Below are 15,828 nucleotides of genomic sequence, written 5' to 3' on the forward strand. Positions count from 1 at the left end.
ATAAGGGTTGCGCTCGTTGCGGGACTTAACCCAACATCTCACGACACGAGCTGACGACAACCATGCACCACCTGTCACTTTGCCCCCGAAGGGGAAGCTCTATCTCTAGAGTGGTCAAAGGATGTCAAGACCTGGTAAGGTTCTTCGCGTTGCTTCGAATTAAACCACATGCTCCACCGCTTGTGCGGGCCCCCGTCAATTCCTTTGAGTTTCAACCTTGCGGTCGTACTCCCCAGGCGGAGTGCTTAATGCGTTAGCTGCAGCACTGAAGGGCGGAAACCCTCCAACACTTAGCACTCATCGTTTACGGCGTGGACTACCAGGGTATCTAATCCTGTTTGCTCCCCACGCTTTCGAGCCTCAGCGTCAGTTACAGACCAGAGAGCCGCCTTCGCCACTGGTGTTCCTCCATATATCTACGCATTTCACCGCTACACATGGAATTCCACTCTCCTCTTCTGCACTCAAGTCTCCCAGTTTCCAATGACCCTCCCCGGTTGAGCCGGGGCTTTCACATCAGACTTAAGAAACCGCCTGCGCTCGCTTTACGCCCAATAAATCCGGACAACGCTTGCCACCTACGTATTACCGCGGCTGCTGGCACGTAGTTAGCCGTGGCTTTCTGGTTAGATACCGTCAAGGGATGAACAGTTACTCTCATCCTTATTCTTCTCTAACAACAGAGTTTTACGATCCGAAAACCTTCTTCACTCACGCGGCGTTGCTCGGTCAGACTTTCGTCCATTGCCGAAGATTCCCTACTGCTGCCTCCCGTAGGAGTTTGGGCCGTGTCTCAGTCCCAATGTGGCCGATCACCCTCTCAGGTCGGCTATGCATCGTGGCCTTGGTGAGCCGTTACCTCACCAACTAGCTAATGCACCGCGGGTCCATCCATCAGCGACACCCGAAAGCGCCTTTCAAATCAAAACCATGCGGTTTTGATTGTTATACGGTATTAGCACCTGTTTCCAAGTGTTATCCCCTTCTGATGGGCAGGTTACCCACGTGTTACTCACCCGTTCGCCACTCTTCTTTTTCCGGTGGAGCAAGCTCCGGTGGAAAAAGAAGCGTTCGACTTGCATGTATTAGGCACGCCGCCAGCGTTCGTCCTGAGCCAGGATCAAACTCTCATAAAAAGTTCGAACAATCTTGCGATTGTTAAGCTCAATTTGTTTGCTAGCATATTGCTTGCTTGTTAAAAATGTTTGTTGTCTTGAATTGAATCAAGACGCCCTACACATTTGGTTTGTCTTACTTTGTTCAGTTTTCAAAGGTCTACTTCATCGGGAGTGTTTCCCGATTCGTTTTTGGCTGCCGTAGCAATTTTTATATCATATCAGAGAGACAAGCGATTGTCAACTCTTTTTTAAAAGTTTTTTCGATTTCGTTTTTCGAAATCTTTCAGCAACTCATTTATCATAACTTATCGTTTGTTATTTGTCAAGAACTTTTTTGAAGTTTTTTTCGATAGAATCAGGCTTCGAAAGTGGTTCTTTTTTAACGACTTAGTTATCCTATCACGTCTAAAAACATGTGTCAACTCTTTTTTGGAATTTTCATAAAATGTTTCAATGAAGCGCGACAACGTTGTTTAATATATCATTAAAAAAAATAAAGGTCAAGCTAAAATATTATTTAAGCTTGACCTTATTGTAATTTCAACGATTGTCAAAAGTATTGTTTGCAGCTGTATTGCCAGTTTCTATAGATAAATCACAGCTTTTGAAACATAAGTTTTGTACTGCTTCGATTCGCCCGAATTCTTTTGCAGTTATTTGGCAATGAGAAAAGCAGACATCTTCTATAGGCTTTTCAGGAAATGCTACTAAATCAAAAGCTCGGGAAGGAAGTGAGTAACCTGGAGAAAGGCATGCCTGTACGTTTTTGATGTGTATGTCTTTGACTTTCGTCATTTGCTTTGATTCAGGTATTTCTTCAGCCACTGCTTGCCAACTTTCTGGCATTTGAGCAAGGTCATTGCTATTTTTTCTATTGTATTCATTATGCCAGTCCATTATCCAAGAAAAAGGAAATTGTACATCTATCATATTCAGATTTTCTACCCTGATATTTTCGATCACTCCCCCTCTTTCTTTTGAAGATTTCATTCGAATACCACAGTCTGACTGAAAAAAATCGATATCGTGAATATATACGTCACTAACTCCAGCACTAACTTCGCTACCAATAGTTACACCGTATCCTGAACGGATTTTACATCTAGCAACCTCGATTCTTGATGATTTTCGATTGACTCTTGCACCATTGCCATCTCTGCCAGACTTAATAGCAATACAATCATCACCACAGGCCAAATCACATTCATAGACACGCACATTTGTTGAAGAATCAATATCAATCCCATCTGTACTTGGTCCATCATTGTTGCGGATGATTACTTTTTCTACTAATACATCGTTAGAATAAGTGATTTGCAAGTTCCAAAAACCTGATTTCTGAAAAATCAAATCACGAACAACAACATGTTCTGCATGATACAGTAAACAAGCGCGTGGACGTTTAATAGCATAATCCGCAATCCAACGAAGTCCCTTTTGATCGTATTCAGCTCTTGTCCCGCTTTTTTGATCTTTTCCCCAATACAGCTCCCACCAATGGTCTCCTTGACCGTCGATTATTCCTTTTCCTTCTATAAGAATATCTTTCGCCGAGAGAACATTCAAAATCGCTGCTGGCCATTTCATTTCTACGCCGGCTACTCGTGTATCGATTTCTGGAAATGCTTCGATATCTGTTCTCCCCTTGAGGACTGCACCTTCTTCAAAGATAAGATGACTCTTATCTTTTAAAAAAAGGGCTCCGACTAAATAAATGCCTTTTGGAATAAATACAGGTAAGTGTTCTTTCGCACCTTGATCGATTGCTTTTTGCAGTATTATTGTATCATCTTGTTGAGTGTCGTTTGTTTTAAAGTTCAAAGCATTGATAATCCCTTTTTTTGTCCGCAATACGTTTCTCCCTATCTTTCATTGATTTTTTTCAATTCTTCACCAATAAATACAGTTTTTGAACGATTCAGTGGGTAACCTACTAGCAAAATGATTGCGGATACAAATAAGCAGAATGCTGGTAACAAGTTTGCCATCGTATAAATCCTTTCTTGTACTAAAACTGATTGGATGGCTCCACCTGTTGTAGACGATTGGTAACCAATGAGTGCCAGCATAAATCCGCCTACCGCTCCTGCACATGCTTGTCCTACTTTTCTCGCAAAAGAATTTACTCCATATACTGTTCCATCTTCTCTTAAGCCTGTCTTATATTGATGATAATCAATCACGTCAGTAATGAATGCCCAGACCATCAAATTGAATAAACCAGATCCTAAAGTAGCGATAAATAAAAGAATCAGATATACCCATGCATTTGTTATATGAAGGAAATACATCAGCAAGTACATACATGAAGAAGCAAGTAACGCAAATACGCTTGCTTCCTTTTTACCAAATAATTTTGTCAGCTTTGTAGCAAATGGTGCTAAAACTACTACTGTTCCGTAAGTAAATAAAAGAGCAACAGACATTGCTTGTTTATTATGGAAGTAATCATTGAATAAATAAGTCATATTCGTCCCAGCTAAAATCTGATTGATCACAATGAAAATGTCAACAATGACTAAAATAATCAGTGCTCGATTAGCTAACAAACCTTTTACCAACTGAGAAGCAGATACTTTTTCGTTTTTGACAACTCTTACTCTTTCAGTAGTCAATTTACAAGTTAACATATATGCGACAAATGCTATTGCAGCACATCCGATTGAAATCCAAAAGAAATGATTCCCTGAAACGACTTGTTGTCCACTCTTGTTATGGGTATACATTAAAATCGGAATGAAGAATCCTGTAGTTGATCCGCCAATCGCAGAACCAATGCTTCGGAACGTGGACAACGAGGTGCGGTCATTAGGATTTGAGCTAATTGCTGCTGCCATTGCTCCATACGGGATATTGATTGTTGAGAGAAAAATCCCATAAACAATGTATGAAACAAAAATATAAGCAATCTTCACCGTCATTGGAAGATGTTGGACGAATGGCAAAAACAAAATGACAGTCACTAAGCAAAATGGATACTTCATTTTTCTGATCCAAGGAATAAATCGGCCAGTTTCTGTTAACTCTGAGACATCACATAATCTTCCAACCATCACATCAGCAAACGCATCCAAAATTCTCGAAATCAAGAATAACGTACCTACGATTGCCCCTGAAACGCCAAGAACATTCGTATAATAAATCATCAAGAAACTATTGACTAAACCTAAAATAAAACAGTTACCTAGATCACCGAACATGTAGCCTATCTTATCGGAAATCCCAAATTCCTTTTTTTCTTTTTTTACTGTATTTGCTGTAACAGCATTTTGTGAAAGCATTTGAATTCCTCCTACCTCTTCTAGTAAACGTTTTCAAAATTATAACTCTTTTTTTCTTGTTTTTATATTCACAATGTTGGCTTTTTATTGCATTATCTTGACAGATAAAAAACAAAAAATAATCTAAAAACATTGATGCATAAGATTGATAACTTTTTTTACATAACAATATATACAAACAAAAAAATTCACTAACTAGTGAAAATAAGTTAGTGAACCTCATTTATTAAAGAATTAAATTACAGATGATCTTTTCCATCATACTTGAAAAACTCAAAATCAGCATAACTTCCTCTTTTTTTATTTAGATCATGCACTGCTATCCCGATAAAATTTCCAGTAAACCCTCCTGAGAGTATACACATGTTTTTTTGCGGACCTACTTTCTTCCATTCTTCAGTTGATACGTCTTTCAAATGAAACTGTGCTGTCTCTTTCTTTACAGTGACTTTCAAAAAAGTCTTCTTTTCTGTGAGTGGAATCGTCCAATCTTCTATTTGTGCTACTCCGTTTTCTGATTCTATCATACGTAGGCATTTTCCCTTGTCCTCATTCCAAGTAACATAACAATAAATATAATTGGATTCATTTAAGTACAGTACCAGTCCAGCCATCTGATTAAAATTATTAGGCATGTATTCAAATGCTGTCTCCGCATCAAAAGTAAAATCCGTTTGCCGAATAGCTAACAAATGATGTTCGAAGGTAGATTGAAGAGATTCACCGGAAATCAGACGTAAAAAACCTGGTCTACATTTTGTATCACACCAATCAGCATTTGGCAAAATGCGTCTGGCATTCCAGTTCTTCTTTAGCTCTCCTTCAAATGTATCCATAAACTGATGATCATTTTCTTGTTGTACCTCTTCATTTGTCTCAATCATTATTTCTTCCATCGGAGTTGTCTGGCTATCTTTAAGTCTTAACCAATCGTCGGACGTCCAATACACTTCTTGAATAGCGGTTTCTCTTCCCAAAATAGCCGCACCGTTTAATGGTCTGGTACAAAGATATGTCATGTACCATCTTCCTGACGGGGTTTGTACTAAGCTCCCATGTCCTGTACATTGCAATGTAGAAGCAGGTTTGTCACTAGCTGTCAGCATAGGAAAACCAGGATCAAGCTCGTAAGGACCAGTAATATTCTTTGCTCGGCAAACTGTAACTGAATGTCCTCTTCCTGTACCGCCTTCTGCCGTCATCAAATAATAATACCCGTTACGAAAATACAAATGTGGTGCCTCCGTTTTCGCTAATTCTGTACCTGCAAATATTTTATAGATGGGACCATCAAGCTTCTTCTTCTCTGCATCATATTCTTGTAATACGATACCGCTGGATTTATTCGGTGTGTCCAGACGATAATCCCATAGTTCATTGACAAGCCATTTTTTTCCCGTTTCAAGATCATGGAACAAAGAAGGATCAAAGCCGTTACTATTTAAATAAATTGGTTCGGACCAAGGACCTGTGATCTCAGATGCAGTGATCAAATAATTGTGGACATCTTTAAACGGACGGCCTGCACTTTTGACATCTGTGTAAACAAGATAAAACAATCCATCAGCATAACTGATCTGTGGCGCCCATATACTTCCATTTGTAGGATTTCCTTGCAAAGATACTTGAGTGGTCAAAATATCCGTTGTATGTGACCAGTTGACTAAATTTTTCGACTCATATACTCGGATTCCTGGAAGCCATTCAAAAGAGGAGACAATAATGTAATACCGCTCTTTCACTCTTAATATATTAGGATCTGGATTGAATCCTCTTAAAATAGGATTTTTCACTTTGATAGTCTGCATGATTCAGGCTCCTTTTCTCATTCTTACTCGATATAAACTGAATGCCCCAGCTGCGAAATAAAAAAATGCAAAAGGAAACGCAATAAACTGAGTGCCAATCAACAATATGAATCCTGTTATAAAATACAAACCAGTGGCAGTTGTTAAGTATTTTCCTTTAGCAGTCAAAAACAATGCTACTGCTAAAAAAGCAAGTGAAATAAACAACACAACGGCAAACAGACCAGTCATGTCCTGTAATAATCCAAATGTATTTTCTAAAGACAAAGTTGAATGATCTACAGCAAGCGACTGATAACTTTTTTTAAACTCTGACGCAGACATATTACTTAAAGTAACTGCTAACCCGCCAAAGAAAATCAAAGATAGACTGCCACCGACCATTCCTAGCAATAGTTCCCATTTTCTTTTCATTTCTGAACCCCCTACTTTTCTAAATGTATCCATTCAGGTCTTTTGATCGATGTTTCATAATTGTTATTACGTTCAGAGAATTTGACAGTCTGTTCATTTTTCTTGTCATCCCAATTATCCCAACCAGTTGGGTGAACATGCCCACCTATCTTACACGCTTCAAATAAGACATTTGCATACGGACGCCACGGTCTTCCTAAATAGACGTTTCTAGTATCAGGTTCTGCAGTCAAGGTACAGCTTTCAAAACGATACCCTGTTTTTTGATTTTTCGGCGTAGATGCTGCTGTGATGTATCCAGGATTTTTACTGGCTAAGCTATGGATATGACACTGATGAAAAACGGCATCTGCCCCACCAAATATGAAATCCACCGTTCCTTCAATCCAGCAATATTCATAGGTCTGACGACAATACTCAGGATTGGCAGAAGCCGGTGTACAAAAAGGAGTACCATCTTTTTGCAAATCAGGCAACGGACCCGTGCATAAGGTATCCTGATAACCAGATAGTCGACAGTTTTTTAAAGATACGCGATCTCCTGAATTGAATAAAGCAACAGCCTGTCCTACCTTTTCTCCTGGACCTGCTGTATTTTCGATGTGAAGATTTTCTAATACGACATTCGATCCTTCTAAGAAAAAAGTAGCACTTCGGAAAGTCCCTAACTGGCTACCGTCAAGATACTCCTGTTTTGCAAAACGATTACCGGAGATAACTACTGTTCCTGCTCCCACAAGTTTAAAATTGGATAATCTGCTTTCTATATATTCATCATATCTTCCTTCTTTTACTATCAAGACCTTTGGATGGCTATCCGGCAGGCCTGCCAAATAATCGATTCCTTCTTGGATAGTTTCAAAATCCGTCGGGGTATCTATAGCATTCTTTCCAATTATCAGTTTGTCTTTCATCCTCATAAATGCTCCCTTATGAATTGTTTCCAAATATTTCTCATTTCTTGTGTTTCCATATGACCGCCTGTTAAAGAAAAAGAAGAAAAGTTTTCTGGACTACCCATTGATTGATACTTTTTGTCCAGCCCTTTTCTCAGCTTCAGTACGCCTTCGTCCAAGCACATCGTATCGTTTTTTCCAACTAAGCTAAGACGAGGGCGCGGAGCGATTTTTTCTTGGATTGCTAACGTTGTATAAGCTGTCAATAGATTTGGCACATAGTAATAAAACCCATGATGATCTAGGCGGCGATGTAGCAAAAGTGTTTCGATGTCCACCTGTGCCGCTAGATCAATACAAACTTTGACACGAGAATCCAATGCTGTCACCCACCAGCTTAATAAGCCTCCCATAGAAAGACCAATCGTTGCGAGCCGTTGAGTATCTGTGTCTTCCCTTGTCTCCAAATAATCGATCAAGCTGATCACATCATAAATACGCATTCCCCATAACGTTTTTCCTGTTAATAAAAATTGTTTGAACAACTCGCTTTCAGAAATACCTCCGCGTTCTTCAAATCCCCAAGCATCAATCGACCAAACAGCATATCCCATTCCTGTCAGTACTTCTGCAAAAGATGGAGAAGCTAAGTAAGGAGCACCATGGATCAATTCACTTTTCCCGACTGAAAAATCTCCGCCGTGAGAATGCAGGTAAAGGACCGTCGGAAACGGTCCTTCTTTTTCTGGATAAGCATAGAGGGCTGGTACTGTTTCCAATTCATTTAAGTACAATTGATAGTATTCAAGCATAAAACCGTTTTGTTTTTCTCGGTATAATCGTTTTCCACTAGGGGTATGTCTGCTAGATGGAGCACCTAAAAAATCATTCAACTGCATAAGCAAAGTTTTTACGAACAACCAGTTCATCCATATTTTCTGATTGATTTGATTGGAATTTCTCAATACTGATTTCTTTAGTATTTTCTAATAGAAATGCTGGTCCCTCGTGATTTTCAATCGACATCTGGTTAAAGGAAACCTTACCCGCAAAGCCAATATAAAATCCTTGTCTGCTCATTTCCTCTATTCCTGTCATCATAGCAGGAACACCGGGAACTGCATCTTGGGCCATCGAGACATCGATATTGTCAAATGTGATTTCTTGTATGAATTGTTCCGCTAATCCATAAATAAAACCTGCAGAAGCATGGACATTCCTTGCCGTGATATTCGAAAAATGGATCCTTCTGAATGCTGGTGTCCGTTCATCTATCGGATAAGCCTTTTTTTCCCATACATACGGTTCTTTCCCTCGCGGACCACAGAAATAATAAAGATTCAGTATAAATGGACACATCACATTATCCATGACTATATTGGATACTCGAATATCTTCAACGATCCCGCCTCGACCTCGTCTAGATTTCAATCGTATTCCTCGATCAGTTTCTTGGAAGATACAATTTGAAATGGTAATATTACGAATACTACCACTCATTTCACTTCCTAATACGACACCGCCATGTCCATGGACCATCGTGCAATTTGTGATCGTGATATTTTCGCAAGCGATCCTTTCGTACGTATCTTCAGTCCCTGCCTTGATTGCAATACAGTCATCTCCCACGTCAATATGGCAATTACTAATACGCACATTTTTGCATGATTCTGGATCAATTCCGTCTGTATTTGGTGAATCCGCTGGGTTCAAGATCGTCAAGTTATCAAACGTTGCATTACTGCAAAGAATCGGGTTGATCGTCCAACTTGGTGACTGGATCAATTTAATATCTTTCACAGTAATTCGATGACAGTTATGGAAACTCATCAATTTAGGACGAGGATAAGCGAGATTATCTGGTTCATTTCTAAAAGTATGCCACCATTTTTTTCCATTTCCATCTAATGTACCGAAACCAGTGACAGAGATGTTCTCTACATTTTGAGCATAGATACAGGAAGCATAAACTTTTCGATGGACTCCTTCCCAACGTGAATGAACAACAGGATAATCTTTTGGATCGTCAGAGAATTTCAGAACCGCTCCTGCGCTTAAATGAAGTTCGACATTGCTTTTTAAAAATAAAGCTCCTGTTAGAAATTCACCTGCTGGAACAACTACGGTCCCGCCTCCGTCACTTGCTGCAGCATCAATGGCTTGTTGTATTGCTTCAGTATTCAATTCATCAATTGATGCGCCAAATGTCAAAATATCATACATATTTATAATGCCTCCACTTCAATCAATGCTTGCAAGAATGCACCAACGCCTTTTTGATCATTACAAATAATTGGTTCACTGATGTAGTAAGCATATGAACCATCTCGCTGATCTGCTCCGCCTAACCCTGCTACTTGACAGTTTTTATTCAAGTTCAGCCAGCCTTCTTTTGTTTCCAGAACAAATTCATCAAGTAATCCTTGATGTGATTTCTTCACTTGTGGAAGCCATTCTTCTTTGTTCAGCAGTCCCAAACGTATTCCTTTAGCCATTGCGTAAACAAACATACTACTGCCGGAAGCTTCCAGATAATTTCCTTTCCGTTTTGTTTCTGTTGTTACTTGATACCATGTCCCGCTGTTTTCTTCTTGATATGGAAGTAATGCAGCCAGTGTCTTTTCTAGAATTTCTTTCAGCAAAGAACAATCTGTTTCTTCATGAAGTAATTCATAGGTATCTGCTGCAGCCATCAAATACCAGCCAATCGATCGGCTCCAAAAATGATGGGATAGACCTGTTTTTGGATCAGCCCATGGTTGGACCTTCTTTTCATCCCATGCATGAATCAGCAAATTTGTTTTTGGATCGAATAGATGTTTATAACTGATTTCAAACTGTCTCAAAACATCTTGGTAATCTTTTTCTTCACTAAAATTCTGGATAAATTCAGCATAAAAAGGAGAACCCATATATAAGCCATCCAACCAAATTTGATAAGGATAAATTTCTTTATGCCAAAAAGCTCCTTCGGATGTGCGTGGATGGTTTGCCAACTGCTGGGAAAGGAGTTCTGCTGCTTTTTTATATTTTTCTTCGCCTGTTTCTTTGTACAATAAAAAGAAAAGCTTTCCTGTATTTACATGGTCGATATTGTATTCTTCAACGCTGTAGCCACGGATCGTTCCATCTTCTTGCACGAAATAGTCGATATTGTCTTTTATGAAATCAAAATAAATTTTTTCTTGGGTTCGTTCCCAAAGTAATTGGAACCCTTTAAGTACGACGCCATAGTCATAAGACCATTTTCCTTTATACCACTTTTCTTCATATAAGCGAGGTGTTCTTTCCATGATACTTTTTGCTAATTTCTTTGACCAGTTTTCCATTATTTGCTCTCCTTTAAAAATTAAAATAGGATTTGGGACAAATACCAAGAAGTATTTGTCCCAATCGTCTATATTACTGTGCCGCTGCTTTGTATGCTTCCTCGTACTCTTGTGTGATTCGATCGCCTCCTTGTGCTTTCCAGTCTTCTACAGCTTTTTTGAATCCATCTTCGTCAAGCTGTCCCATGATGTATTGCACCGTAGCATCAATAATGATTTTTTCGATTTCTGATCCTACTTCATTGTTCGTCGGTGAATCCAATGGCACAGAAGGATCCATTACAGCGAATTCTTCGTTTTCTTTGATCAATTGATTAGAGAATTCTTTTTCAGGGTCTGTATCTTTGAAAGAGAACGTCACTTCACTAGGACGAGAGCTTGATAACGGTTGCACCTCTTGCTGCCAAAGATCCATATCGATAAATTCGATAGAACCATCATCATTCAATTCATAATGCGTTCCTTCGATACCGCCAGTCATCAATTTATACACATCTTCTTCTAAAAGATCATCAACAAATTGAAGTAATTTCTTCAATTGTGCTTCGTCTTTTACTTGAGATTTGGGAAATGCTAGCAAGCCGCCAATACCATTTCCTTCTGACCAAACATGATAACCGCCGCCTTCACCATCTGAGATCTTGTTTACAGGCACTAATTCCATATCATCTTGAATACCTTGACCCATCGTCTTCAGATTCTTGATATCCACCATTCCAGTGTAGATTCCAGTTCTTCCTTGTGCAAATTGTTCTTGCTGATCAGTCTTTTGGGTAACTGCAAAGTCTTGTGCCAAATAGCCATTCTCAAATAGATCTCTTGAAAAATTCAAAGCTTTCATATACTCTTCTGTATCAAATTCTGGAGTGAATTTGCCATTATCGTCTACAGCCCAGCCATTTGGTGCTCCAAAATAAGAAGTGAAAAGTTTAAAGCTGGTATAACGAATATCACTAGGCGCACGATCGCCAAAACCAACTGTGTCGTCCACACCATTTCCATCAGGATCGTTTTCTGTAAATTGTTTAGCTACTTCATAAAGCTCATCCATGGTAGTTGGAACATCTAGTCCTAGATTATCCAACCAGTCTTTTCGAATGACTAAGCCAGCACGAGCGTAGTCTTTTTGTATCGGTACGCCGTACAAGGCACCGTCGATACTCGCAGCTTCGATTCTATCTTCAGAAATTTGACTTAAATTTTTATAGTCTTTTAAATATTCTGATACATCCCAGAATACGCCTGATTTTAACGCATTGCGGACAGAAGAGTTTTTCAACATCGCAATTTGAAGTGTAACGATATCTCCTAGTTCATCAGAAGCCAATGCAGTTGTTAATCTTTCTTCTTTTGAAGCATCAGGAATCCAGTTGAATGTCAGTTCCGTATCGGTTTTTTCTTCGATCAAGTTCACAATCGTGTCTGTAGGCGGTGAAGCATGATGCAAAATATTTAACCAAGTGATTTTAGCTTTTCCATCTTCTGTCTCTGAAGAACTGTTACTTGAACTGCTGCCGCATGCGGCAAGTGCTAGAATTCCTGCAAAACTAAGACCTAATTTTACGAGCGTTGCTTTTTTCATAAATTTTCTCCTTCACTGTTTTAATAATATTTTTGTTTTCTTCTGTTTTTTCTGTATATGAGTTCTTCCATTCCAAATGGCAAAATATAGAATTTGCTGTCCACGTGACTGCGGAAAAGAAGAGACTACCACCGATAAAGGTTAAAACACCTGGCATTGTTTGGATGATCATCAGATAAATCCCTACCATACTTAATATCAACACTAATGAGTAATGAAGATGTGAGAATCCGAATAAAAATGCCATTTTCATTTTGAAAAAATATCCTTTCCAATCATAATGAGCCATGATTGGGAAAATATAGAGTGCTGAGAGCACATATATGAACGCAGCAATATACAAAGCGATCCTAAGATACCAATTGTGTATGAAAGAAAGATCCACAAGTAAAACAATCCCGATGGCGCCATATATCCAGCTCATCAGCAAGGTTTCACGATAGTTTTCTTTAAAATATGAGAAGTACGTTTTCGTCAAAGGAAACGTTTCTTTTGAGCGCAGCCATTTTCTAATCACTGCAACCATCGCATACGATGCAGGACCGAAAGTAAAAACTCCCAAACCTGCGATGACTAAACCGCCCCACAGAAAATTCAAATAAACCAACTGTAAAATACGATTTAGCCTTCCGTTTATTTTATCTAATGACTGCAGCATATCTTTCCCTCTCTTTCTATCTTAGTAAACGCCGTCTTCTCCTAGCTTTTTGGCAATCTTGTTAGCTAAAATTACCATAAACAATCCTACGACCCCTTTAAACAATCCCATTGCTGTACTGAAACTTAACTGTCCATTCTTCAATCCAGCTGTATAAATATAGGTGTCGAAAATTTCTGCAACGCTTCGATTCAATGAATTCAATAACAAGTACATATGCTCGAACCCTAAGTCTAATGTCTGACCGATTTTTAGAATCAGCAAGGTAATGATTACTGGACGAATTGCCGGCAATGTAACATGCCATGTTTTGCGTAAGCGTCCTGCTCCATCCATTTCTGCAGCTTCATACAACTGTGTATCGACTGCAGTTATCGCTGAAAGATAGATGATCGTAGACCAGCCCAACTCTTTCCAGATCACTTGTCCGATATATACTGTGCGTGTCCATTCAGGGGATGTTAGAAAACTGATTTTTTCAAATCCCATTGTTGCAAGGAATTCATTCAATACCCCTCCGTCAACATTCAAAAATACATAAGTAATCGAAACAATGATTACCCAAGACATGAAGTGAGGGATGTAAATGATCGTTTGAATCCCGTTTTTCAATCGTTTATTCGTTACTTCATTTAATAGTAAAGACAAAATGATTGGCATCGGAAAAAACACGAAGATATTTAATCCGAACAAGATCAACGTATTTCTTAATAATGTAAAGAATGTCGGTTCTGTAAACAAACGAATGAAATGTTTGAAACCGACCCAAGGACTTCCCATTATTCCTAAAAATGGTTGATAATCTTGAAAAGCAATAACGAGTCCCCCCATAGGAAGATACCTAAAAATCAAGAAATAAAGGACTCCCGGCAGAATCATCACATATAAAAATTTATTCGTTTTGATTCCTGCAATTATTTTTTTTCGTCTTCTGAGCTTTTCTTCTTTTTTCGATAGCGTCAGTTGAAATGGTTCTTGTTTCTTTACACTTTCCATAAGCCCCTCCTTAGTTTTGTGAATGTTTGCTGCTTATGACTTCATGATAGATAACTATCTGAATTACGTATATAATCATTTTTATCGCACGTAAAAACGCTTACATATCAATGATTTTTGTGCTATACAAAACGATAAAGTGTATTTTTTCACAAATAAACTACGCATAGCAAACCTTCTATTTTTTTCTATCTGACACTTAGCATAGGAAATGATTATATACGTAATCTTTCACCGATGATAAATTGAACATATAGAAACAGAAACATTTAATTTATTTTGAGGAGGAGCCTATCTATATGAAAAAGAAAGTCTCTATAGGGGAAAGAAGTTTTACACTTTTCAACAATACGTTTCTAATTTTGCTAGCTTTGATCTGTATCGTTCCTTTTTTAAATATCATCGCTACATCTTTTGCTTCTACACAAGAAGTCGTCGCGAAAAAGTTTATCCTTTTTCCTACTACCTTTTCTTTAGACGCGTATCGCTACATTCTTTCTACGCCGACCATTTTTAGAGCACTTGCTGTTTCGATTGGTGTTACAGGTGTCGGAACGATCGTCAGTATGTGTGCAACTTCACTGATGGCCTACGGTCTTTCCAGAAAGTATTTGTTTGGTCGAGGTTTCGTCAACTTTCTTGTTGTATTTTCTATGTTGTTCAGCGGGGGGATGATTCCAACGTTCTTAGTTGTTCGTTCTCTAGGGCTGGTCAATTCTTACTGGGCCATGATCCTGCCTGTGGCTGTTAATGCAATGAACATGATCATTATGAGAAACTTTTTCCAAGCCTTGCCGGATAGTTTGGAAGAATCAGCAAAAATGGATGGTTGCACAGATTTTGGTGTATTTTTCAAAATTATGCTGCCATTAGCGTTACCGTCTATTGCTACTATCTCGCTTTTTTATGCTGTTACTTACTGGAACACTTATATGACTGCTATTTTGTATATCAACGATTCATCTAAATGGCCGATACAGATTCTTTTACGCCAAATCGTCATTGTATCAAGTGGGATGCAAGCAGAAAGTAGTGCCGTTGATGTGATTCCACCAGCACAAACAGTTAAAATGGCTGTTATCGTTATTGCAACAGTGCCTATGCTGATTGCTTATCCTTTTGTTCAGAAATATTTTGTCAAAGGAGCACTCGTAGGTTCTGTCAAAGGGTGATTATGTACTGAACGCAAAATGGTAGTTGTGTCAGAAGTGGTCAGCTTCAAGAAATAAGAAGGCATTTACGAAAATTGCTTCTTAAATTTTTGTGAAATTTCGGCTTATTTTTCGAAGAATCTACTCCTGGAACACCGTGTATCAGAGGTTGTGAAAGAGACGTTCAGCCTTGAGCGATGATAAAAACTCTCACAAACATTGCGACGAGTAACCCACAGGAGCAATAAGAAGCGATTTTGAAAAATAGCTTCCCATATTTCACAAAATTATGCCTTATTGTCGATAGCCTGTCTCTTGAACGCCATTTATTCGTAAAAAAGAACTGTGACAAGACTTTTGTCACAGTTCTTTTTGCGTGCTTAGCCTTGAAATTTAACTATCCATAAATACAAATACTAGGGTTATTCTAACTTCTTTTATTGCTTGAATCAGTCCACAAGAAAAACAGCCTCTTGATTAAACGGCGTTTATCTTGTTGATTCTGCGGCAATAAAATCAGCCAGCAGCAAAACATGAAGTGCTGTTTTTTGCTGTCCTCTTTTATTGCTTGAATCAGATCACAAGAAAAACAGCC

General features: G+C 38.7%; 12 protein-coding genes and 1 rRNA gene (1 of these 13 cut by a window edge). 1 reads left to right on the top strand and 12 read right to left on the bottom strand.

Translation table 11 applies throughout. The features are described from left to right. The 12 genes from IGL70_RS11525 to IGL70_RS11580 all read right to left on the bottom strand — a co-directional run. Positions 1-1,136: ribosomal RNA gene (locus tag IGL70_RS11525) — 16S ribosomal RNA — on the bottom strand; it reaches 424 nt to the left of the window's first position. 522 nt (positions 1,137-1,658) lie between these two features. Continuing rightward, a complete protein-coding gene (locus IGL70_RS11530) occupies positions 1,659-2,969 on the bottom strand; it encodes a glycoside hydrolase family 28 protein (protein ID WP_002294496.1) in 1,311 nt (436 codons plus the stop codon). Positions 2,970-2,980: 11 nt separating this feature from the next. Next, positions 2,981-4,399, bottom strand: coding sequence for an MFS transporter (locus IGL70_RS11535; protein ID WP_002303182.1), 1,419 nt, complete (start codon positions 4,397-4,399; stop codon positions 2,981-2,983). A gap of 239 nt (positions 4,400-4,638) precedes the next feature. Then, a complete protein-coding gene (locus tag IGL70_RS11540; protein ID WP_104873983.1) occupies positions 4,639-6,207 on the bottom strand; it encodes a glycoside hydrolase family 43 protein in 1,569 nt (522 codons plus the stop codon). Positions 6,208-6,210: 3 nt separating this feature from the next. Further along, positions 6,211-6,621 (bottom strand): DUF4064 domain-containing protein, encoded by a 411-nt coding sequence (locus IGL70_RS11545; protein WP_002286025.1) that lies wholly within the window; start codon positions 6,619-6,621, stop codon positions 6,211-6,213. 11 nt (positions 6,622-6,632) lie between these two features. Further along, on the bottom strand, positions 6,633-7,541 hold the full coding sequence (locus tag IGL70_RS11550; protein WP_104873984.1) for a pectinesterase family protein: 909 nt from the start codon (positions 7,539-7,541) through the stop codon (positions 6,633-6,635). Beyond that, positions 7,538-8,416: a dienelactone hydrolase family protein gene (locus IGL70_RS11555; protein WP_002294494.1), complete on the bottom strand. Its 879-nt coding sequence runs from the start codon at positions 8,414-8,416 to the stop codon at positions 7,538-7,540. Before IGL70_RS11555 ends, IGL70_RS11550 begins: the two co-directional genes overlap by 4 nt. Continuing rightward, a complete protein-coding gene (locus IGL70_RS11560) occupies positions 8,403-9,740 on the bottom strand; it encodes a glycoside hydrolase family 28 protein (protein ID WP_002286021.1) in 1,338 nt (445 codons plus the stop codon). The genes IGL70_RS11555 and IGL70_RS11560 overlap by 14 nt, the downstream gene beginning before the upstream one ends. A 2-nt stretch (positions 9,741-9,742) precedes the next feature. Continuing rightward, the gene (locus IGL70_RS11565; RefSeq protein ID WP_002286016.1) at positions 9,743-10,846 is read right to left on the bottom strand and encodes a glycoside hydrolase family 88/105 protein; all 1,104 of its coding nucleotides are present in this window, start codon (positions 10,844-10,846) and stop codon (positions 9,743-9,745) included. A gap of 73 nt (positions 10,847-10,919) precedes the next feature. Beyond that, positions 10,920-12,428, bottom strand: a complete 1,509-nt coding sequence (locus IGL70_RS11570) for an extracellular solute-binding protein (protein ID WP_010727324.1) — start codon at positions 12,426-12,428, stop codon at positions 10,920-10,922. Continuing rightward, positions 12,394-13,086, bottom strand: coding sequence for a YesL family protein (locus tag IGL70_RS11575; protein WP_081156846.1), 693 nt, complete (start codon positions 13,084-13,086; stop codon positions 12,394-12,396). The genes IGL70_RS11570 and IGL70_RS11575 overlap by 35 nt, the downstream gene beginning before the upstream one ends. Before the next feature lie 21 nt (positions 13,087-13,107). Further along, positions 13,108-14,082, bottom strand: a complete 975-nt coding sequence (locus IGL70_RS11580; RefSeq protein ID WP_002286009.1) for an ABC transporter permease — start codon at positions 14,080-14,082, stop codon at positions 13,108-13,110. A 299-nt stretch (positions 14,083-14,381) separates the two neighbouring features. Between IGL70_RS11580 and IGL70_RS11585 the strand changes: the two genes are divergently transcribed. Continuing rightward, the gene (locus tag IGL70_RS11585; protein ID WP_002297754.1) at positions 14,382-15,254 is read left to right on the top strand and encodes a carbohydrate ABC transporter permease; all 873 of its coding nucleotides are present in this window, start codon (positions 14,382-14,384) and stop codon (positions 15,252-15,254) included. Positions 15,255-15,828: the final 574 nt, after the last annotated feature.

The sequence above is a fragment of the Enterococcus sp. DIV0901a genome, from assembly GCF_051711525.1.
In the GTDB taxonomy this organism is placed as follows: Bacteria; Bacillota; Bacilli; order Lactobacillales; family Enterococcaceae; genus Enterococcus_B; species Enterococcus_B faecium.

What these genes read in the sequence shown, in the direction of transcription:
- IGL70_RS11535 (WP_002303182.1), bottom strand. Translation starts at nt 4,399, where the DNA reads ATGCTTTCACAAAATGCTGTTACAGCAAATACAGTAAAAAAAGAAAAA.
- IGL70_RS11540 (WP_104873983.1), bottom strand. Translation starts at nt 6,207, where the DNA reads ATGCAGACTATCAAAGTGAAAAATCCTATTTTAAGAGGATTCAATCCA.
- IGL70_RS11545 (WP_002286025.1), bottom strand. Translation starts at nt 6,621, where the DNA reads ATGAAAAGAAAATGGGAACTATTGCTAGGAATGGTCGGTGGCAGTCTA.
- IGL70_RS11550 (WP_104873984.1), bottom strand. Translation starts at nt 7,541, where the DNA reads ATGAGGATGAAAGACAAACTGATAATTGGAAAGAATGCTATAGATACC.
- IGL70_RS11555 (WP_002294494.1), bottom strand. Translation starts at nt 8,416, where the DNA reads ATGCAGTTGAATGATTTTTTAGGTGCTCCATCTAGCAGACATACCCCT.
- IGL70_RS11560 (WP_002286021.1), bottom strand. Translation starts at nt 9,740, where the DNA reads ATGTATGATATTTTGACATTTGGCGCATCAATTGATGAATTGAATACT.
- IGL70_RS11565 (WP_002286016.1), bottom strand. Translation starts at nt 10,846, where the DNA reads ATGGAAAACTGGTCAAAGAAATTAGCAAAAAGTATCATGGAAAGAACA.
- IGL70_RS11570 (WP_010727324.1), bottom strand. Translation starts at nt 12,428, where the DNA reads ATGAAAAAAGCAACGCTCGTAAAATTAGGTCTTAGTTTTGCAGGAATT.
- IGL70_RS11575 (WP_081156846.1), bottom strand. Translation starts at nt 13,086, where the DNA reads ATGCTGCAGTCATTAGATAAAATAAACGGAAGGCTAAATCGTATTTTA.
- IGL70_RS11580 (WP_002286009.1), bottom strand. Translation starts at nt 14,082, where the DNA reads ATGGAAAGTGTAAAGAAACAAGAACCATTTCAACTGACGCTATCGAAA.
- IGL70_RS11585 (WP_002297754.1), top strand. Translation starts at nt 14,382, where the DNA reads ATGAAAAAGAAAGTCTCTATAGGGGAAAGAAGTTTTACACTTTTCAAC.